Annotated in this window: 13 protein-coding genes and 1 pseudogene; 3 read left to right on the top strand and 11 right to left on the bottom strand. The window is 70.7% G+C overall.

Annotation, left to right across the window (positions count from 1 at the left end; all coding sequences use genetic code 11):
* Window positions 1-89 precede the first annotated feature (89 nt).
* Both SM793_RS30095 and SM793_RS30090 read left to right on the top strand, forming a co-directional pair.
* Entirely contained in the window at window positions 90-1,145 is a 1,056-nt protein-coding gene (locus SM793_RS30095; protein ID WP_320441464.1) for an SPFH domain-containing protein, read from the top strand.
* Window positions 1,142-2,056 carry a hypothetical protein gene (locus SM793_RS30090; protein ID WP_320441463.1) on the top strand — a complete coding sequence of 305 codons (915 nt, stop codon included), beginning with the start codon at window positions 1,142-1,144 and terminating at the stop codon, window positions 2,054-2,056. The genes SM793_RS30095 and SM793_RS30090 overlap by 4 nt, the downstream gene beginning before the upstream one ends.
* Before the next feature lie 10 nt (window positions 2,057-2,066).
* Here SM793_RS30090 and SM793_RS30085 read toward each other — a convergent pair whose 3' ends face one another.
* The 7 genes and pseudogenes from SM793_RS30085 to map all read right to left on the bottom strand — a co-directional run bounded on the left by SM793_RS30085 (window position 2,067) and on the right by map (window position 16,511).
* On the bottom strand, window positions 2,067-2,921 hold the full coding sequence (locus tag SM793_RS30085; RefSeq protein WP_320441462.1) for a universal stress protein: 855 nt from the start codon (window positions 2,919-2,921) through the stop codon (window positions 2,067-2,069).
* Complete coding sequence (locus SM793_RS30080; protein ID WP_320441461.1) at window positions 2,914-3,849, bottom strand: universal stress protein; 936 nt, start codon at window positions 3,847-3,849, stop codon at window positions 2,914-2,916. The genes SM793_RS30085 and SM793_RS30080 overlap by 8 nt, the downstream gene beginning before the upstream one ends.
* Window positions 3,850-4,258: 409 nt before the next feature.
* Window positions 4,259-4,819: a hypothetical protein gene (locus tag SM793_RS30075; RefSeq protein ID WP_320441460.1), complete on the bottom strand. Its 561-nt coding sequence runs from the start codon at window positions 4,817-4,819 to the stop codon at window positions 4,259-4,261.
* A 79-nt stretch (window positions 4,820-4,898) separates the two neighbouring features.
* Window positions 4,899-5,468, bottom strand: coding sequence for a DNA/RNA non-specific endonuclease (locus tag SM793_RS30070; protein ID WP_320441475.1), 570 nt, complete (start codon window positions 5,466-5,468; stop codon window positions 4,899-4,901).
* Between the two features lie 717 nt (window positions 5,469-6,185).
* Window positions 6,186-11,495: pseudogene (locus SM793_RS30065) on the bottom strand (LamG-like jellyroll fold domain-containing protein); the annotation flags it as partial.
* A gap of 34 nt (window positions 11,496-11,529) precedes the next feature.
* Entirely contained in the window at window positions 11,530-15,579 is a 4,050-nt protein-coding gene (locus SM793_RS30060; protein ID WP_320441459.1) for a DNRLRE domain-containing protein, read from the bottom strand.
* Window positions 15,580-15,743: 164 nt separating this feature from the next.
* Window positions 15,744-16,511: a type I methionyl aminopeptidase gene (gene map / locus SM793_RS30055; RefSeq protein WP_320441458.1), complete on the bottom strand. Its 768-nt coding sequence runs from the start codon at window positions 16,509-16,511 to the stop codon at window positions 15,744-15,746.
* A gap of 120 nt (window positions 16,512-16,631) precedes the next feature.
* Here map and SM793_RS30050 point away from each other — a divergent pair, with 120 nt between their 5' ends.
* Window positions 16,632-16,913, top strand: a complete 282-nt coding sequence (locus tag SM793_RS30050) for a helix-turn-helix transcriptional regulator (protein ID WP_320441457.1) — start codon at window positions 16,632-16,634, stop codon at window positions 16,911-16,913.
* Window positions 16,914-16,978: 65 nt separating this feature from the next.
* On the opposite strand, the gene SM793_RS30045 is transcribed toward SM793_RS30050, so the two are convergent.
* The 4 genes from SM793_RS30045 to SM793_RS30030 all read right to left on the bottom strand — a co-directional run bounded on the left by SM793_RS30045 (window position 16,979) and on the right by SM793_RS30030 (window position 20,482).
* Window positions 16,979-17,749, bottom strand: coding sequence for an SDR family NAD(P)-dependent oxidoreductase (locus SM793_RS30045; protein WP_320441456.1), 771 nt, complete (start codon window positions 17,747-17,749; stop codon window positions 16,979-16,981).
* A gap of 152 nt (window positions 17,750-17,901) precedes the next feature.
* Window positions 17,902-18,492 carry a helix-turn-helix domain-containing protein gene (locus tag SM793_RS30040; RefSeq protein WP_320441455.1) on the bottom strand — a complete coding sequence of 197 codons (591 nt, stop codon included), beginning with the start codon at window positions 18,490-18,492 and terminating at the stop codon, window positions 17,902-17,904.
* A 103-nt stretch (window positions 18,493-18,595) separates the two neighbouring features.
* On the bottom strand, window positions 18,596-18,892 hold the full coding sequence (locus SM793_RS30035; protein ID WP_320441454.1) for an MTH1187 family thiamine-binding protein: 297 nt from the start codon (window positions 18,890-18,892) through the stop codon (window positions 18,596-18,598).
* 93 nt (window positions 18,893-18,985) lie between these two features.
* Window positions 18,986-20,482 (bottom strand): SulP family inorganic anion transporter, encoded by a 1,497-nt coding sequence (locus tag SM793_RS30030; RefSeq protein ID WP_320441453.1) that lies wholly within the window; start codon window positions 20,480-20,482, stop codon window positions 18,986-18,988.
* Window positions 20,483-20,638 lie beyond the last annotated feature (156 nt).

The following is a 20,638-nucleotide window of genomic DNA, read 5'->3' as shown; positions in this document are numbered from 1 at the left end:
CGCCCGCTTCACGTCGATGGATCATTTTTCGTCACCTTGACGAGAACCCTCCGCCTTCAATATCGTCAGTGCGACGAAAAGGAGTCGCCATGGCCGACATCACCAAGCGCTTCGGACTGCGCCACCTGCGCGCCCGCCCCACCGCCCACATCCGGCACGTCCGCGGCGGCAAGCTCGCCCACGACGGCACCGGGCTCGCCTTCTGGTTCCGCCCGCTCACCGCCGCCCTCTCCGAGGTGCCGGTCGACGACCGCGAACTCGCGATGCTCTTCCACGCCCGCACCGCCGACTTCCAGGACGTCACCGTCCAGGGCACCCTGACCTACCGGATCACCGACCCGGCCACCGCCGCCGCCCGCGTCGACTTCGGCATCGACCCCGACACCGGCGCCTGGCGCTCCGCCCCGCTCGACCAGCTCGCCACCCTGCTCACCGAGACCGCCCAGCAGCACGCGCTCGGTCTGCTCGCCCGCACCCCGCTCGCCACCGCCCTGGCCGACGGCATCGCCGGCGTCCGCGAGCGGATGACCGCCGGCCTCGCCGCCGAACCCCGGCTCGCCGAGACCGGACTCGCCGTCATCTCCGTCCGCGTGGTCGCCCTGCGCCCCGAACCCGAGGTCGAACGCGCCCTGCGCACCCCCGCCCGGGAACTGGTCCAGCAGGAGGCCGACCGGGCCACCTTCGAACGGCGCGCCGTCGCCGTCGAGCACGAGCGCGGCATCGCCGAGAACGAGCTCGCCAATCAGATCGAACTCGCCCGGCGGCAGGAGCAGCTGATCACCCAGGAGGGCACCAACGCCCAGCGCCAGGCCGAGGACGAGGCCGTCGCCGACCGGATCCGCACCGACGCCGAGGCCCAGCGCCGCACCCGCCTCGCCGCCGCCGAGGCCGAGGCCGCCCGCGACCTGGGCGAGGCCAGGGCCGCCGCGGAGGCCGCCTGGCTGGCCGCCCACCAGCAGGCCGACCCGGCGGTGCTGCGGGCCCTCGCGCTGATGCGGCTGGCCGAGCACCTGCCGCGGATCGACAGCCTCACCCTCACCCCGGACGTGCTGACCGGGCTGCTCGCCAAGCTCGGCGCGACCGCCCCGCACGGCGCCGGCGCCGGCAGCGGCAGCGGCAGCGGCAGCGAGGGAAGCGGACGGTGACGCTCGCCCCGCGGGCCGTCCTGGTCCACCGCCGCAGCGAGTACCAGGAACTGCTCGCCCACCACGGCACGCCCGGCCAGGCCGGCTACTTCCTGCGCAGCCGGGGCCGGTCGATCGAGGAGATCGAGCGGCGCCACGTCCGGCAGGACGAGGCGCTCGCCCGGGCGGCCGGCGCCGTGCCGCTCGACTGGCGCCGCACCCGGGTCGAACGCGCCGACCTGCCCCGGTTCCTCTTCGAACCGGAGGACGTCGTCGTCGTGGTCGGCCAGGACGGCCTGGTCGCGAACGTCGCCAAGTACCTCGGCGGCCAGCCCGTGATCGGCGTGGACACCGAGCCCGGCCGCAACCCCGGAGTACTGGTCCGCCACCGCGCCGACGACCTGCCCCGCCTCCTCCCGGCCGCCGTCGGCCCCGGCGCCGACCGGCGGACCGAGGAACGGACGATGGTCGAGGCCGTCGCCGACGACACCCAGCGGCTGCTCGCGCTCAACGAGGTCTACGTCGGCCAGCCCGGCCACCAGACCGCGCGCTACCGGCTGGCAGTCGAGCAGCACCCCGGCGCACCGGACGGCGACGAGGCCCAGGCCTCGTCCGGGGTACTGGTCGGCACCGGCACCGGCGGCACCGGCTGGTGCCGGTCCGTCTGGCAGGACCGCGGCGGCCCGCTAGCCCTGCCCGCGCCCGCCGCCCCGTCGCTCGCCTGGTTCGTCCGCGAGGCGTGGCCCTCCCCCACCACCGGCACCACCCGGGTGCACGGCCTGCTCGACGGGGAGCAGCGACTCGTGCTGACCGTCGAGTCGGACCGGCTGGTGGCCTTCGGGGACGGCGTCGAGAGCGACGCGCTGGACCTCGTCCGCGGCCAGACGGTCCGGGTGGGCGTCGCCGCCACCCGACTGCGGCTGCTGGGCTGAGCCGCCCGTCCTACCCGGTCGGTGCGGGCGCCTGCGCCGGCTGCTCCTCGTGCCGGACCACCACCACCGGGCAGTGCGCGTGCTGGATCACCGCCTGACTGGTCGAGCCCAGCAGCATGCCCGCGAACCCGCCCCGGCCCCGGGCACCGACCACCAGCAGTTGGGCCGCCCGGCTCGCGTCGATCAGCGCCGGACGGGCGTGGGCCTCGATCAGTTCCGTGCGCAGCTCCACGTCCGGGTACTCGTCCCGCCGAACGGCCGGCGCCTCGGCGAGCGCCCGCTCCTCGTGGTCCGGCCGGCTCGCGCCCGGATGCGCCACGTGCAGCGCCGTCAACGGCGCCCGGCGGGCGGACGCCTCCGCGAAGGCGAAGCCGAGCGCCTCCGTGTCCGTCTCCGAACCGTCCACCGCCACCAGCACCGGCCCGTCCGGCTCCGGCCGGCCCCGGACGATCAGCACCGGGCAGGCGGCGTGCGCGGCCAGGTGCACGGCGACCGAGCCGATCAGCAGCGCCCCGAACCGGCCGAGCCCCCGGCTGCCGACCACGACCAGGCAGGCGTCCCGCGACCGGCGGGCCAGCACGGTCAGCGGCTCGCCGGTGACCAGCTCGGTGCCGATCTCCAGCCGGGGATCCAGCGCCCGGGCCCGGGCGCGCGCGTCCTCCAGCAGGTTCTCCGCCTGGTGCCGCAGCCCGCCCTCCGCCGGACCGCCCTGGGCCGGACCGAGGGACACGTGCATCAGCGGCCAGATGAAGGCGTGCACGATTCGCAGCCCGCAGCCGCGCAGCCGCGCCTCCCGGACCGCGACGTCCACGGCGGCCAGGCTCGCCTCCGAACCGTCCACCCCGACCAGCACCGGGTCACTCATCGCCCGCCTCCTGCTCCTTCTCCGGGGTGCGCTCGTACGGCACCACGGCGATCGGGCACGGCACGTGGTGCAGCACCGCGTGCGCGACCGACCCCAGGTGCGCGCCGAGCGGCGACCGGCGGGCCCGCCGCCCGATCACCACCAGCTCCGCGCCCGACGCCGCCCGCTCCGCCAGCACCTTGGCGGGCCGAGCGTTCAGGACCTCCTCGACCACTGTCACCCCGGGGTGCGCCGCCCGCCACGGCTGGACCACCCGGGCCAGCTCACCGACGGCGAACGCCTGCATCTCGCCGGACACATCGACGCTCGCCGCGATGCCCGCGTACTGGTAGGCCACCGGCAGCGTCCAGGCGTACACGGCGCGCAGCGGCAGCCCGCGCCGCTCGGCCGCCGCGAAGGCGTGGCCGAGCACCTCGGCGGCGCCCTCGTAGGGATCGACGCCGACCACCACCTCGCCGCCTCCCGCTTCCCCCTTCGCTTCCCCCTTAGCTTCCCCCTTGCGTACCAGCACCACCGGGCACTCCACCTTGGCGAGCACCCGACGGCTCACCGACCCGACCAGGAACCCCGTCACCGCCCCGAACCCCCGAGACCCGAGCACCAGGCTCTCCGCCCCTGCCTCGCCCTCCGTCCCCTCCCCCGACTCCTCCACCAGTGCCCGCACCGGATCGTGCGGCACCTGCACCGCCACCACCGCCAGCTCCGGCCACCGCTCCCGCACCCGCAGCTCCGCCTCGCGCAGCGTCACCTCCGCCTGCCGGTGCGCCAGATCCACCGCCCCGAGCACCGACAACGGCGTCACCACACTCGGCCAGGCCAGCACCACCTTCAACCCCACCCCGCGCCCCGCCGCCTCCTCCGCGGCCCAGTCCAGCGCCGCCAGACTCTCGGGCGACCCATCCACCCCGACCACGACAAATCCGCTCACAACAGCCTCCGCCCAACCCAACCCGGACGAACCCACGCCCGCCCGCACCCCCAACCCTCCCCACCCCTCCCCGAGCCCACCCAGAGTCCAAGGTCCCCACCACCCGCCCGGTGGTCCCGGTGCCGGCCCCGCTCAAGGACGGAGCGGCCCGCACCGTCGCACGGGAACCGACCCTTCAGGAAGCGGATCGCCCATCTGAGACGAATGGGCGAGTACCGCTCGGAGGAATCCTTGATATCCGCGGAAGCACCACACCGAGCTCACCATCCAACCGATCCCAGGATTTGGAATAAACACCCGGAGCGCAGGACATGCCGATTACTCCCTGCAACTTGGCAAGATAGTCCACCCTCGCCACTTGCCCCAGCAGCCTCAAGGCTCGCCCCAATCGAACAAATCGATATTGAAGTCAGGAAATTGGCTCAAAATACGGAGGGCGGTCAATGAATTCGTCCAGCTCGAGATCGCCATCCATATTGGTGCTCGAAATTTCGGCATCGGGATTCCAGTACCGCAATTCACGTGCAAAGTTCAAAACGAAGTCAACAAACGATCCATCGAAGACCTCAGGGTCTGATCCATTTACATTGGTGACAATCTTCCAGTTGCTCGAACTTTCGTCGCACGGCCAGAAGAAGTGCTCATCGCCCGAATAATCGTACCCCCATGAGATGAGGCCGCCAGAATTTGGAAAGAAAGAGAAAGGATACATGCCCGGCTCGCTGCGCCAAGACCCGCCAAATGATTCGTTAATATCCTTCATGCGCTCCAAAAGCGGCGTGGGGCCGAGTGGGTGAAATATGACAAGCTCGCCACAGACCATCCCCGGACCATAGGCATCAACAAACTCCTTGAAGTCGACAGGAAGGGACAGTCCTAGATAGTCTTCAACTTCCCTCCAAGCGCCACCTTCATAACCATGAGGCGACGGTCGGCCAAAGATCCGGTAAATCTCATCGAGGTTCGACATATGCCAGCCACTCCCATTTATCTAATAGAGCAAGGGCAACCGCCCCGCTCCCTCCAGCCATCAATAGAACCCGTGAGTATTATTTACAGCTACTTCCCGTCGCATCGGGCGTATTGGCAATGTCGCAGTTCACCTCCACCGAACCAAAAGCAAAGAACTTGACAGACGTGGGGACAGGAGAAGATGAATTTCCATACACCGGAAGAATCTCGACAAATACATTCCCTCCCGCCTTCATGGCCTTCACCACCTTATCTTCGGCATTTTCATACATCCACTGATTCGCCTTTTGATACATCGCAACAAAATTCCTTGAATCCGAATTCGACCCTCCCATTGAAAATCCGATCAAATGGCCACGCGCCCGATTATCTGCCGGAATCGACGCAAGGCCCGGCAGCGGGAAGGAAAGTCGAGGACGGGGCGGCGGCGAATAGTCCGCTTGGGTGAGTTGCGCGAAGGCTCCGGACGCTACGCACTCTCCGGCTTGCTCCCTTCTCGGTAGATAGACCTTGGAACCGTCGAAGCCAGCTCCGGTGTTACAGCGATCCCGCCCAGTATCATTTCCATTCGGGCCAGGCGCTGCACTCGTTTGATAATCAGGGGCGGTGGTCGTTGTGGGAGCCACGTTGGCGGCGATGACGAGCATAGCGAGGACGTCGGTGCTGCTGTAGGAGGCCGCGATGAAGTTGAGGGCGTCGCGGGAGTCCGGAGCGGTCCAGTCGAGCTGAGGGGTGGGGCGCTCCGGGGCGGGCGCCGTCTTGTCGAAGATCGGCTTGGGCGGTTCGGCCTTGGGTGCGGCGGGGCGTGGGGGTGTTTTGGTCTGACCACAGGTCTTGCAGGAGGCCGCCTTCTTCGGGCCACTGGCTCCGGTCGGATTCTTGACGGGCGAGCCGGTCGGACGCTTCGGCGCGGCCGGCCCCTTCGGGGAGGGCGGCCCCTGAGCGGCCGGAGAGGCGGACGGGCCCTGGCTGCGCGGGGTGTTGGAGAGACCGCCGGGGTTTCGGCGATGCCAGTCCCGGGCCTCCTGCTTCTCCTGGTTGATGTCGCTGTAGCTCGAACTGCTCGATGCACTGCCTGTAGTGCTGTAGCCGCCCAGGCCTACCACGTTCGCGCCCGCGACCGACATACCCGGCATAGGTGCGGTGTTCGTTCCCGGTGCGCGATAGCCCTGGACGTTCGGGGCATACGGGGCGGCCGGCTGAGCCGGCGCGGGGTTGGCACCCGGCCGGATGGTAATGGAGCCGCCGAAAGGCCCATTGCCCCCGAAGTTGATTCCACCGCTGTTGCCGGCCGCAGGGGCTGCCGGGGCAACGGCTGCCGGCCCCCCACAACCGCAGTGCGAGATGTTCTCATGCCCCGACGGGTCCACGCCGTTGAGCGGACTGGCGTTGGCGTAGGTGTACCGGTTGCCCTGGACCGATGGGGACGGGTTCAGCTGCCAGGAGTCGCGGGAGGTGAAGCCGCCGGTGCCGGGGCGGTACCAGCGCGCCTGCATATTGACGTCACCAGTGGTCGGGTCGGTCCAGCCGGACTGGTAGCCGAGGCTGGAACGGGTGCCGCTGGTGGCGACCGGCTTGCCGAAAGGGTCGTAGGTGGTGCTGCCGACCACAGCGGTGCCGTCGGTGTTGAGGGTGGCAGTCGCGTCGGTGTGCTGATCGGTACGGATACGGACGGTTTCGGTGCCGTTGGTAGCGCCGAGGAGAGTGCCGGCGCTGTCGCGGGCGTAGCTCCAGCTCCCGTCGCCCGTGAGGTTGCCGGTGCCGCCGTCGTACGTGAACTTGGCGGCGTTGCGGGTGGTGACGCGGTCCAGGCCGTCGTAGGCGTAGGTGGTGGAACCGTCGCTGATGAGGCGGTCGAAGGCGTCGTAGCCGAGGCTCTCGATCTTGACGCCTGTGGTCACCGCGGCGAGAGTGCCCCGGGCGGTGTAGCGATAGGTGCTGGTGCCGTCAGTGACGAGGCGGTTGCGTTCGTCGTAGGTGGCGGTCGCAGACCCGTCGCCCGTGCGGTTGCCGGCCGCGTCCCAGGTGTACGGCGTGGCGGTGCCGTCCGCAGTCCAGGAGGTGAGGCGTCCGGCTAGGTCGTAGCCGTACGTGTTGTCCCTGACAGCGTCGGTGGGCTTGCCACTGACGGTCTTGCGGGTGAGCCGGTCGTCGAGGTCGTACGTGTAACCGGTGGCGGTGAGCTGGGATCCACCGGCGGCGAGTTGGTCGGCGCTGAGGCGGCCGAGCGGGTCGTAGCTGATACGGCGTTCGGACATGGTCTTCAACCGGGTGGTGTCCGCCGGGTCCGGGGCGATGTAGGCCTGCGTCGCGAGCCGACCGTCACCGTCGTAGGTATAGCGGTTCTGGGTGCGGGTCTGCGGGTTGTGGGCCCAGTCCAGCGACCCGTCGGCGAGGTAGCCGATCAGGGTGTCACCGGTGGCCTTGTCCCAGCGCTTGGTCAGGAGGCCGTCGGCGTCGTACTCCCAGGTCTGAGCAGGGGTGTTCAGGTCCGGGCCTGCCATGATGACCAGTCCGCGGTCGTTGTAGGCGTACGACTGGCCGGTCAGGCCGCTGGAGTTGTGCTGGACCACGCGCCCGGCCTTGTCGTAGGCCAACGTGCGATCAGCGGTCGCGGCCTCGGCGCTGGTTCCACTCTCACCGACCAGTCGCCCGGCCGGATCGAAGGCACGAGTGCGCACCACTCCGCCGGGCTCGGTGAGCTTCACAGCCTGACCGGCCACGTCGTAAGCGGTGGTCCAGGTACGGTCGCTGGCCGCCGGATGAGCAACGGTGGTCGGCTCGACAGTGGATTCGGGCAGGCCCCAGGGATTGAACGTGTAGAGAGTGCGATTGCCACGGCCGTCGGTCAGCCGAGTACGGTTGCCCGCCGCGTCATAGCCGAAGGTCGTGACGATCGACTGACCGGCGGACACGGGCTCGTTGAGCTCCACCGTCCGGCCCAGCGCGTCGTACTGGGTCGTGAACACAGCCCCTGTGGTCGGGCTGGTGGTGCGCACAACGCGGCCCACAAGGTCGAACTCGGCGGTGACGGTGCGCAGCACGGTTCCGGCGGGGTCGAGGTTCTCCACAATGTTGGGGTTTCCCAGGCCGTCGTACCGTGTACGGGCAGCCTCGCCCAGCGGGGAGACGGTCTTCGTGAGTCGACCGACACCGTCGTACTCGAGGTGACTGGTGCGGCCGAGCGGATCGGTACTCGTGATGATCTGGCCGGCGGCGTTGTAAGTGGCCGTACTCGTATGTCCGGTGGCGGTGGTGACGGCGGTCTGGTTTCCGGCGTCGTCCCAGGTGAACCTGCTGGTGAGGTTCCGCAGACTCGGCTTGCGTTCTACGACAGTGGCGGTGAGGAGACGGCCGAGCTGGTCGTACGTCGCCTCGGAGCGCGCTCCGACCGGGTCCGTGGCGGACAGTTCAAGCCCGGTGGGAGTCCAGGTGGACATCCAGGTCGGCGGATTGTCGTCGACAGGAGGCTGAAGGCCACCGAGGGAGTTGGGTTCAACCCTCTTGTTCTCGTGGCCCAGGCGGTCGTACGCGAAGCTGGTTCGCCGACCGGCCGGGTCAGTGGCTGCCACGACACGGGACAGCTTGTCGTACTCGACGGTGCTGGTGGCGATGAGTGGGTTGCCGGCACCCGGTGGCGTGTAGGCGGGCAGAGTGGCCTTGATGGTGCGGCCGAGCTTGTCCACAGTGGTGCTGGCCACACGGCCGAGCGGGTCCTTGACGGAGACCGCTTCCCCGAAGGCATTGAATCCGGTCGTGGTGGTCGGACGAACAGTCGCTGCGGCGTTGCCACCGCTCTCCGCCGAGACCGGCGGCAAGGTGACACCGATTGTGCGTCCGAGGACGTCGTAGGAGTAGCTGGTGGTGTGAGCACCGGGGTCGTTGCCCGGCGCGTTGCCGATCGGGGAGGTGCTATTGGTGAGGAGTCCGCGCTGGTCGTAGCCGAAGGTGGCCACGGCGCTTGCGCCCCCTGCGGACGAGGCCAGCTCGCTGCGGGTCAGGCGACCTGCGATGTCGTAGGCGTAGCTCTGGAGGCTTTCCTCGGTGTCACTGACCTTGAGGGCCGTGGAGGTGACACGGTCGTCGGCGTCATAGCCAGTGGTGATGGTGCGCTTGAGTCCCGCCGGATCCAGGATGCTCTGTGTGACATGGCCGACGGCGTCGAAGGTGTTCACCGTGGTGGTCCGGCCGCCACCGGACGTCCGCTTGACGAGCTGGCCCGCACCGTCGTACTCGTTGGCCTCCAACACGATCGACCGAGTTGTGCCGTCGGACTGGGTCACCTTCTGTGCGGTGGAAGTCGCGGGGAGTCCGTCATCGAAGTAGGTGTACGCCGTCTCGGCACCCATGGCATCGACGACGGACGCCAGACGTCCCGCCGGGTCGTAGGCCCGGGATTCGACGGTCAGGTCACGGGTGCCGCCACCGTCGCCGTTCCAGCCCTCGACGACAGTCGTCGCACGCTGACCTCGGGGCGTGTAGGTGTAGCGGGTGACCTGGCCGAGCGGATCGGTCACCCTGCTGGTGTGACCGAGCAGGTCGTAGCTGTAGCGGGTGACGCCTCCCTCGGCATCGGTGTCGGTCTCCACCCTGCCGGCCGTGTCGTAGAGAGTCGTCGTGGTTCGCGAACCATCGGTGCCGACAATGTCCGCAGTGGTCGTACCGGTGATCCGGCCGTCACTGTCATACGTCATCGTGGTTCGCGTCTGATGCACAGCTCCCGTCACAGCATCGGAGACCTTGGGTCCGGTCTGTGCGGTGATGCGGCCGGTGGTGTCATACGCATAGGTAGTCGTGACGCCGGCGGGTTGACCATCGGAGGTCTCGGTTGTCGAAAGCTTCCGGCCTGCCGCGTCGTAGGAGTAGGTGAAAGTGAGCCCGGTGGGCAGGACAGAACTGACCACGTCACCCGCAGCGTTGTACGCGTACGTCGTGACCGCCCCGCCGGCCGTCATCTCGGTGGCGAGGAGGCCGGGCGGGGTGGTGCCGCCGCCGGTGGCCGGTTCGGTGCCGGTGGTGTAAGTGGCGCGGGTGGTGCGGCCGTCGGGGCGGGTGGTGGTCTCGGGAAGGCCGAAAGCCGTGTAACCGACGGTGGTGCGGTAGGTGTTGTCGGTCGGCCCGGAGGATCGGGCGTCGCGGGTCTCCGTCGGCTTGTCGTTGCGCGGGTCGCGCGGGTTGTCAGGGTTGAGGAAGTAGCTGGTGTAGGACGTCCAGCAGGAGTTGACGTCGCGGCAGGTGGTGAGCGAGACGGTGTTGCCGCGGGCGTCGTGGCCGCTGACGGCCGTGTGGCCGTTGGGGTCGGTGACGGTGCGGACGAAGCCACCGGTGTCGTAGCTGTAGGTCGTGGTGGCACCGGCCTCGTCGGTGCGGGCGATGAGGCGGTTGGCGCGGGTCGCGTCGTGGACGTCGGTGGAGACGTTGCCGAGCGGGTCGGTCAGGGTGACGCGGGAGGCCAGTTCGGTGGCGGCGGACTGCGAACGGGCCTGGTAGTGGGCGGCGATGCGGTCGGCGCCCAGCGGGTGCTGGTAGAAAGCGACCTCGTCGATCTGCCCGTTGAACCAGGACCAGCCACCGTTGCCGCCGGGCCACCCACCGGTGTAACCGCCGCCGAGGTAGGTGCGGTTCATGCCGTGGTGGTCGACGGTGCCGGCCATCGTGGCGACGAGGACCCCGTCCACGTAGAGGGATTGGGTTCCCTGGCCCGCGCTGAGCACGGTGTGGTGCCACGAGCCGTCCGTGACAGCGCCCGGGGAGACGAGGATGGAGTACTGGTCGTCGAAGAACTTGCCTCGCAGCCGGCCGTCGGCGTCGACGTAGAGGGCGGGGTTGTAGCTGTTCGGCCCCGCGTTCATCGGCTGGTCCTGGAGGGACAGGAGCACACCGGGTTCGGTGGTACGGAACCACAGTTCCGCGGCGAGCTCGTTCCCTGTCTGCAGGATCGGGGTGGGTAGCTCGAGGTACGAGGAGTCGGTGCCGTTGAACTCGGCCGCATGGCCGTCACCGGGACCGAACACACCGGTGGTACCCCGCTTGGCGGAAGCCGCGTAGGTGCCCTTGCCGTTCGTCGCGGCGACCTCGCTGGCTGCGGTGCCACCGGTCTCGTCCAGGCGCCAGTACCCCGCCGGTGAGTCGGTGACGACGGAGCCCCGGTAGCCGACGCCCTGTCCGGTGACCTGGGCACTGCGGGCCCGGTAGTGGGCGACGACGTCGGCCTCGCTCAGGGGGTGCCGGTACACGGCGGCCTCGTCGATGAGACCGGAGAAGCGGCTGACGTCGGCTGGTGAGGCCGGCCAGGAGCGGGCGAAGCCCGCGCCCAGGTAGGTGTGGGTGTTCGCCTGGTGGTCGACGGCACCCTGCTGGGTGCCGACGACCTGGCCGTCGAGGTAGAGGGTCTGGGAGTCGCCCTGGGCGGAAAGGACGGCGTGGTGCCAGGCACCGTCCGTGACGGCGTTCGCGGACACGGTGCCCTGGGCGGCCTGGCAGCAGAAGCGCCCGTACAGCCTGCCGTCCGAACCGACGTACATGACCGGGGTCCAGGTGCCGCCCACTCCGTCCGGGTCGTCGAGGGCGCGGCTCTGGTCTCCGAGCAGGACTCCCGGTGCCGTGGTGTTGAACCACAGTTCGACGGCGACGTCCGTCCCGGCGTGCAGGACGTCCTCGGGGATCTCGACCTGGGAGGAAGTGCCGGCGTCGAAGCGGGCAGCGGTGTCATCGGTGGGGGGCGAAGACGCCCGGCTGGCGCTTGGTCACGCCGTCCCCGTACGTGCCGGTCAGCCCGGTACCGACCTCGCTCTTCGCGAGCGCTCCGTCGCGTTCGCCGAGCCGCCAGAAACCCGCCGGGTCGGAGGCCTTGACCGCGTTGCTGTAGAGGAAGGAACCGCCGGTGTAGGCGGGCTCGGAGAGCTTCCACTCGCCACCGGCAGCGTCGGTCACCTTGGTGACTCGCTCGGTCAGCGGATCGTAGCTCACCTGGTCACTGGTCCGGCCCGTGGGCAGGACTGTCTTGCTGAGCTTGGCACCAGCGAGACGCAGCGCGTAGTGCTCCGCCACCGTCGCGTCGGTGAGCGGGCGGTCGTAGACCGCGACCTCGTCGATCTGGCCGTTCAGCCACGACCAGCCGCCGTTGCCGCCGGGCCAGTCGCCCGTGTAGCCGCCGCCGAGGAACGCCCGGTCCATGTCGAGGTGGTCGATGTCACCCTCGGTGGTACCGACCTTGACCCCGTCGAGGAAGAGCGCGGTGCTGTCCCGCGCACCGGAGAGCACGACGTGGTGCCATTGGTCACCAGTGACGGGGTCCGCGCTGGTGATCGGGTCGCCGGAGCTGTTGAATTTCCCGCGCAGCTTGTGGTCCGACCCTACGTAGAGGGCGGGGACGACGTTGTACGGGTCCTCCCCCATGCCGCGGTTCTGGTAGGTGAGGAGCACGCCCGGCTCCTGGGTACGGAACCACAGTTCGACTGTGCGGTGGGGGGAGCCACTGATGCTGGCGGTCGGCAGCTCCACGTAGGAGGTGGAACGTCCGTTGAAGGTCACCGCCTGGTCGGAACTGCCGCTGATCGCGCCCTGAGCGCCCCAGGTCACGTCCTGGGCCCCGCCCGGCGACCGGTCACTGACCTGCGCGTCGTTCGCGGCATCGGTGCCGCTGCGCTCTCCCAGCCGCCAGTAGCCGATCGGCCCCGCGTCACGCACGGCCGTCCGGTAGAGCGAGCCGGGCGCGTAGCTGTAGCCGGTACAGCCGGTCTGGTTCCCGCCCGGGTCGACACCCGGTGGGCACACCTTGCTGAGTTGGTCGCCGCTGTATTGGTAGGACCAGGAGCCGGAGGAGTCGGACGCGGTCACATTGACGAGGTGCTCGAGGTCCCAGCCGAAGGTGAGTGATCGGCCGGAGGCGGTGTCCTTCACCTGACCCAGGCGGCCGGGGGCGAGGTAGCTGAGCTCCTGAGTATGCCCGGCGACGTCGGTGATCGTGGTCAGTCGGCCGGACTCGTCGAAGGTGTGAACCCTGCCGCTGCGCTCCGTCAGCGTCCAGCCACCGCCGTCGGCCTTACGCAGATCGGCCGCCGTGCTGCCGCCGGAGACGTACGCGTTCTTGCCCGGCTCCCAGCCGAACCGCGTGCGCGAACCGTTGGACGCGGTGAGGATCACGTTCCCGGGTGTGGTGAGCCAGCTGCCCGATTCCACATTGATCCGCATGTCCCACGCGGTGGACCAGCCGGCTCCGAACGCGCCGTCGGTCCGCGGATCGAGGGAATTGTAGCTGCGGGTGACGGCGAGCTCGGGACCGACCGCCGGAAGCGACGCGTCCGTAGCGGCGGTGGTGTAGTTGCCGACCGAGGTGCTGATGTTCCGTCCGGCGTCCGCCCCGGTCACGTAGCCGGTCGGCTGGGGAAGCACGGTACGGATGTGGGAGGCGAGCGTCCACTGGCTTCCGCCGAAGCCGTCCCCCGCCTGGGCGTACCAGGCGTACTGCTCGTTCCAGCTGAGCCAGCCCTCGGGCACGACGAAGCGGGTCTGCCGCTTGAGCCAGTCGCTCTGCTTGCAGTCGACCCGTGCGTCGCCCCCGACCACTCGGCAGACCTCGAAGCGGTAGTCCAGCTCCGGGAAGGGCGCGCGGTCCGGGTCCAGCCCCTCGGCGGTCAAGGTCGGCTGCAGCTGGTACACCACGGCACCGGAGGGCGGGACCAGCCTGGTGATGTGCGGGTCCAGGTTGACGGAGGAGATCTGGATGGCGATCGGCTGGACGCCGGCGTCGGCCCAGAAGTTGCTCTGTTCGTACTCGTCCATGGTGAACGCGACGGTGTACGTGCCCTGCGGAAGGGTGCGGATGTGCGCGTCGATCACGACTCCACCGCCGGGCGGGACGTCGTGCGGCATCGACGTCCAGGCGACGTTGCTGCCGTAGTCGGTGATGTTGTTGCCCCACTCGTCGTAGAGCAGGTACGACATCTTGTAGTTGTTGCCCGGCGACCAGGTGTCCTGCCCGCGGTTCCAGGCCCGCAGCCGGACGACGCCCTCCTGGGTCGCCGTCACCGGCTGCAGCAGACCCCACAGCTCGTAGTCCGCGCCGTACTTGGACCAGGTGACGTCCAGGACGGGCTGGCCACCGTTGTGGTCGTCGCTGCCGAACTGCTTCCAGGCGTAGGAGTCCCAGATGTCGGACTTGATCGCCAGACCGTAGTTCGGGGCCCAGCCGTGCGTCCAGGAGTTGACCAGACTTCGTCCCTCGGCTCCGAGGTCGATGGACTCCCAGGCCTGCCCGCAGACCCAGTCGCTGTTGGCGTTGGGACGCCAGCCGTGTGCGAAGGCCGGCGCCGCCAGCGCGGGGCCGGTGGACGGGCCGGGGAAGGTCCGGGGTGAGCCCTCCCACCAGTTCGAGGTGATCTGATGGATGCTCACGGTGCGGGCACGGCAGCTGCTGGACCAGCCGTTGAAGAGCGAGAGGCGCACGCCGAGCACATTGGCGTTGCCGAGCGCGTTCTCGACGCCGTTGAAACGGATGTAGGACTCGGCCTGGTGTGCTCCCCCGTCGTAGGTACCGACCTTCAGCACGGTGTCGGCGGAGAAGTCCAGGTTGTACGGGGACTCGATGTAGGTACCGTCCACGGCCTTGACCGAGGACAGCGACGGGTCGACCTTGACGGGATAGACGCGCTCCGGGGCGTGCAGCCACGCGGCGTCGAGGGTGGCCTTGAGGGCTTGCCCGCCGCCGGCGGCCGGCACGAGTTCGTAGGAGACGCCGCCCGAGACCTGGCCTTCCTCGGTGTTCGGGGCGAAGGCCGAGTCCTGCATCCAGCCGGCCGGGATCCGTCCGCGCGGAGTGCCCGCCGGATCCGTGAACACCACGGCGCCGTTCGCGTCCAGCGCCGCGCTCACGCCGCGCAGACGCAGCGGGAAGATCCACTCGGTGGGCGCGGTCGGGTCCTTGAGGACCAGCATCTCCTTGAGGGAGGTGCTGCCGGCCTGAAAGGTGAGATCGGCGTGGGGGCGGGCGTCGGCGTAGGTGATGGTGCTGCCCTGGGTGGCGCCCTGGACGGTGGCGGCGTCCTGGAGGGAGTATCCGACGGAGGCGCCGGCGCCGAGTTCGAGGCTCACCAGCGGGTCGGCGTCCGCGGTGAGGCCGAGGCTGAGCCTGCTCTCGCCCGAGGCGGTCGTCCAACTGTTCTGGACCGGGGCGGCGCGCCCGGCACCGGCCTTGCCGTCCGGTATCAGGGTGGTGTCGATCGCGACCCACGAGCCGTCCGACCGACGGAAGTTGATGGGCGTGGGATAGCTGCGGGTGGTGAGGGTGCCGTCGAGGTTCTGGAACGTGCGCTGGTTCGCGGTGCGCTTGGCCGGCAGTTCGGTGCTCTTGGCCGGGTCGAATCCCTTGGACAACTGGGCACCGGTGGGCTGCCGCTCCGTCTTGCCCGGGGGCTTCGCGGGGGCCCCGACGGTCTTGGCCTCCGCGGCCGGCGGTGCGGCGGGCGGGGGAATGACCGGGGCCGCCGGGTCGACGGCGGCCGTCCGGTCCTCGGGCAGTTCCCCGACTGCGGGCGCCGCGCCCTGACGTCCGCCCTCCGCACCCGCGCTGGTCGCCGCGGTGGTCGCATCATGGCCTCGCCCCTCGGCCCCACCGGCCTCCTGACGGGGCAGCGGGCCTGGGTCCGGAGCCGCTGCCGCCGCTCGACGGACGATCTCCTCGGCAGCGGCGGTTCCGGTCGCGGTTCCGAGGACGACCATGGTCAACGACAGCGCGAGGGCAAGGGTGCGGCGCAACATGCGGGAGCCACCAGACAGTCAAGGGGAGGCAAATCAAACGTGTGCCTGTTTATCTGACTGTCGTTAGATCGACAATGCCCCTTCGGGTACCAAGTGGCCGAGGTCACAGCGCGAACCGGGTCACACGCGGACAAGCTTCCGAGCACGAACCGACCGGGTGCGGGTCAGGGGAGGGTGAGGATGCGGGGGCCGGTGGGGGTGATGGCGACGGTGTGTTCGACGTGGGCGGCGCGGGTGCCGTCGGTGGTGCGGAGGGTCCAGCCGTCGGGGTCGGTGGTGTGGGTGTCGGTGCCGCCGGCGATGAGCATCGGTTCGATGGCGAGGACCAGGCCCGGTTTCAGGGGGAAGCCCCGGCCGGGGCGGCCCTCGTTGGGGAGGTGCGGGTCCTCGTGCATGCGGCGGCCGATGCCGTGGCCGCCGTAGCCCTCCAGCAGGCCGTAGCGTGCGCCGCGGGCGACGGTGCCGATGGCGTGGGCGATGTCGCCGGTGCGGTTGCCGACGACGGCGGCGGCGATGCCGGCCGCCAGGGCGCGGCGGGCGGTGTCGATCAGCCGCTGATCCTCGGGGCGGGGCGGGCCGACGGTGAAGCTGACGGCGGCGTCGCCCGCCCAGCCGTCCAGGAGGGCGCCGCAGTCGATGCTCACGAGGTCCCCCTCGCGCAGCCGGTAGCCGGTCGGGATGCCGTGCACGACGGCGTCGTTGACGGAGGCGCAGATGACGGCCGGGAAGGGTACCGGGGCGAAGGACGGCCGGTAGCCGAGGAAGGGCGAGGTCGCCCCCGCCTTCCGCAGCACCTCCCGGGCCACCTCGTCGAGTTCCCGCAGGCTCACCCCGACCCCGGCTGCCCGCTCGACCTCCGCCAGCGCGGTGCCGACCACCCGCCCCGACTCCCGCATCGCGGTCAGCGCCGCCTCCGACTTGAACTCCACCATGGGACCCCTCCGGGGATAGCTCCAATTCTTATACCGGTATTTGTATCACGGTCGGAGAGGGGCAGGAGAGGGAGCCGGAGAGTGGACGCCGGGCGACCCGGGTGGCCTACCATCGGGGGCATGGTGAGGACTCCGCTGACCCCTGGGGAACGCGAGCGCGGTGAGCGCTTCGGTGTACTGCTGCGCGAGGCGCGGGGCGGACGCAGCATGGTCGAGGTGGCGGCGGCGGCCGGGGTGTCGGCCGAGACGCTGCGGAAGATCGAGACCGGGCGGGCGCCGACACCCTCGTTCTTCACCGTCGCGGCGCTGGCGTACGCGCTGGGGCTGTCGCTGGACGAACTCGCCGCCGCGGCCGTGCTGCCGCCTCCGGGCGAGGACGAGGTCGAGGCGCTGTCGGCCTGACACGACCGACGGGGCCGGTGGCCCCGGACGGGGGTCACCGGCCCCGGAGGGTGGGGGTTCGGGGGTCAGGCGGTGATACCGCCGTCGAGGACGAGGTCGGCGCCGACGGTGAAGGCCGACTCCTCGGAGGCGAGGTGCAGGACGGCGGCCGCGACCTCCTCGACGGCGCCGGCCCGGCCGACCGGGACGTCGCCCTTCATCCGGTCCGCCTTGTCGGCGGAGTTCTCGCCGGGGCGGGAGGACATGGCGGTGTCGACCGGGCCCGGGCTGACCATGTTGATCCGCACGCCGTCGGCGATGTGGTCGCGGGCCGCGCTGCGGGTCAGGGTGGCCACGGCGGCCTTGGAGACGGCGTAGGCGCCGAGGCTCGGCAGCCGGACGTGGGTGCCGAGGTTCGAGGAGATGTTGACGATCGCTCCGCCGCCGTTGGCGCGCTGGTGGGCGATCTGGTGCTTCATCGCGTACCAGGTGCCGTTGAGGTTGATGTCGATGACGCGCCGCCACTCCTCCTCCGCCACATCGGCGATCGGGGCTATGCCGCCGAGCACGCCGGCGTTGTTGACGGCGATGTCCAGGGCTCCCAGGTGCTCCACGGTCTCGCGGACCAGGCGGGCGGCGTCCGCGGAGTCGGACACCGAGCCGACCAGGGCCACGGCGGTGCCGCTCTCCCCCTCGATCAGGGCGACGGTCTCGGCCAGGGCACTCGCGGTGCGGCCGGCGACGGCGACGCGGGCGCCCTCCCGGGCGAAGGCGAGGGCCACGGCTCGGCCGATGCCGCTGCCGCCACCGGTGACCAGGACGGACTTGCCGGTGAAGCGGGTGCTGCTGCGGGACATGGGAGTACTCCTCGATCAAGGTCTGTATAGGCCGGTCTAAATTGACCGTTCGGTTCAGAATGAGGACAGAAAAGGGCAGCGGAGGAGAAGAAAAAGAAGGAGGGAGGGGGAAAGGAGGGAGGGGGGACGGGACGACGCGGGAAGGGGGCCGGTCAGTCCAGCAGGGTGAGGGCCTGGTCGGCGGCGTCGCGCAGACGGGCCGAGCCCTCGCCGGCCTTGCCGATCACCCGCATGCCCTGGAACAGCACCAGCAGCATCCGGGCCAGCGCCTGCGGGTCGCGATCCTCGGGCAGCTCGCCCTGGGCCCGGGCGCGGACCAGGGCGGCGGCGAGCACCGTCTCCAGGTGGAGCAGGTTGGACTCCACCCGGCGGGCGGCGTCCTGGTCGTGCGGGGCCAGTTCGACCGCCGTATTGGTGACGAAGCAGCCCCGGTGCGGCCCGCCCTCGCCGTCCGCGGCGGACTCGGCGGCGAACCGGCGGACCAGCGCCCGGACGGCCGGCAGGACCGGGCCCGGCTGCGACAGCTCGGCCAGCAGCACCGGCTGCTGCTGCCGCCCGTACCGCTCCAGCGCCCGCAGGTAGAGCTCGCGCTTGCTGCCGAAGGTGGCGTAGATGCTGGCCCGGGCGATCCCGAGGTGCTCGACCAGCTCGGTCATCGAGGTGGCCTCGTAGCCGCGCCGCCAGAACAGCTCCAGGGCCGACTGGAGTGCCGCGTCGGGGTCGAATTCCTTGGTCCGTGCCATAGCTGAAAGGTAGTCGATTCCAGATCGGTCGGTCAAGAAAGAGAGGGAGGCGCGCCGGTGACAGCCGGCCCGCCCCCGGGAAGGGGCGGACCGGCCCCGGGCCTCAGCCCTCGGCGAGGTGGCGCTCCACGGTGGCGACCTTGCTGGTCAGCCCGTCGGTCACGCCGGCGCGGTCGTCGATCTTGATGACGGTGCTGACCCGGCCGCTGTAGACCTTCACCGCCTCGATCGCCTCCCGGATCACCGGCATCACCTCGTCCCACTCCCCCTCGATGCTGGTGAACATCGCGTCCGTGCGGTTCGGCAGCCCGCTCGCGCGGACCACCCGGACGGCGGCGGCCACCGCCTCCCCCACGTCCTCGCCGACCCCCAGCGGGGTGACCGAAAAGGCAGCGATCACGGCTCCGTCTCCTCCCACGACTCCCCGGCGCCGAGGCCCGGGTCGAGTCCCGGGTCGAGTCGCGGCCGCCGGGCGACCAGCCTAACGAGCCGCTCAGACCACGGTCGGCAGCGGCGGGTCGACCGCCAGCGGAGCGGTACTGCGGGCACGGTGCTGGGCCGCCCAGGCGGTGAGCGCCACGGTGCAGGCGTGGTCCAGGTGGCGCAGCCCGGACCAGTCGAGTTCGACCGGGCGGTCCGCGGGGAGGCGTTCGAGGGTGTCGAGCAACCGGGGAAGCCGCAGGAAGGTGGCGTTGCCGCCCAGCCGGACCCGCAGCGGGGCTTCCCCCGCGCCGGGCGCGGCGGGCCGCTCCTCGACGCCGATCTGCAGGTGGGAGGTCTGCCAGGCCGACTTGGCCACGGCCAGGCCGATGCCGATCAGCACGCCCTCGAACAGGTCGGTGGCGAGGATCGAGACGGCGGTCGCGGCCAGCACCACCGCCTCCCCCCGGTGTTCGCGGCAGAGCGCGGCGATCCGCCGGACCGGGACGAGCTTGGCGCCCGCGTGCACCAGGACGGCGGCCAGCGCGGTCAGCGGGACCAGGCCGAGCGCGCCCGGCAGCAGGGCCGTGAAGAGCAGCAGCCAGCCGCCGTGGAGAACACGGGAGGCCTTGGTACGGGCGCCGGCCTGGACGTTGGCCGCGCTGCGGACGATCACCGCCGTCATCGGGAGCGCGCCGAGCAGGCCGCAGAGGGCGTTGCCGATGCCCTGGGCGGTGAGTTCGCGGTCGTAGTCGGTGCGCGGGCCGTGGTGCATCCGGTCGACGGCGGCCGCGCTGAACAGCGTCTCGGCGGAGGCGATCAGGGTGAAGGCGAGGACGGTGCCGACTCCGGCCGTGGTGGCCAGGGCGCCGAGCGCGGCACGGTCGGGCAGCTGGAGGACGTCGAGCAGCCCGGCCACCTCGACCCGGGCCACCGGCAGGTCGAACAGGGCGGTGACGGCGGCGGCCAGGCCGACCGCGGCCAGCGGGCCCGGCACGGCCCGGGCGAGCCGGGGCGGCAGGTACTTCCAGGCGACCAGCAGCAGCAGGGTGGCGGCCCCGAGCGCCAGGGCGCCGCGGTCGGCGGCGCCGGTGACGGCGTCGCGCAGCAGCGCGGGCAGGCCGGCGATCTTCTCCGGTCCGGTGCCGGGGGCCCGGCGGTCAGCGAGCGCGTAGAGCTGGCCGAGCAGCAGGGTGAGGCCGATGCCGGCCAGCATGCCGTGCACCACGGACGCCGACATGGCGCGGAACCAGCGGCCCAACCTCAGTGCGCCCATGGCGAGTTGGAGCAGGCCGGTGAGCAGCACCAGGACGCCGAGGGCGCCCGCGCCGTACTGCTGGACGGCTTCGTGGACGAGGACGGTGAGACCGGCGGCCGGGCCGCTGACCTGGAGGCTGCTGCCGGGCAGCGCACCGACCAGCAGGCCGCCGACGATGCCGGTGACCAGACCGAGTTCGGCGGGCACGCCCGAGGCGACGGCGACGCCGACGCAGAGCGGGAGGGCGACCAGGAAGACGACCAGGGAGGCGGGCAGGTCGTACCGCCAGGGCACGGAGCGGAGCACGGCCACCGGGCCGCGCCGGGGGCGTGGCCGGGGGCTCTTCCGCCGTCGGGGCAGACCGTTCACCGGCGCACCGCCCGGACGGCGGCAGGCGGAGCGACGGTGGCAGAGGCAGTGGCACAGGCAGTGGGACAGGCGGCGGAGGCGGCGGCGGGACAGGCGGGC

The organism is Kitasatospora purpeofusca (assembly GCF_034043715.1).
Taxonomy (GTDB): Bacteria; Actinomycetota; Actinomycetes; order Streptomycetales; family Streptomycetaceae; genus Kitasatospora; species Kitasatospora purpeofusca_A.
The sequence above is the reverse complement of the archived record's forward strand: the minus strand, read 5'-3'. Positions and strand labels throughout refer to the sequence as shown.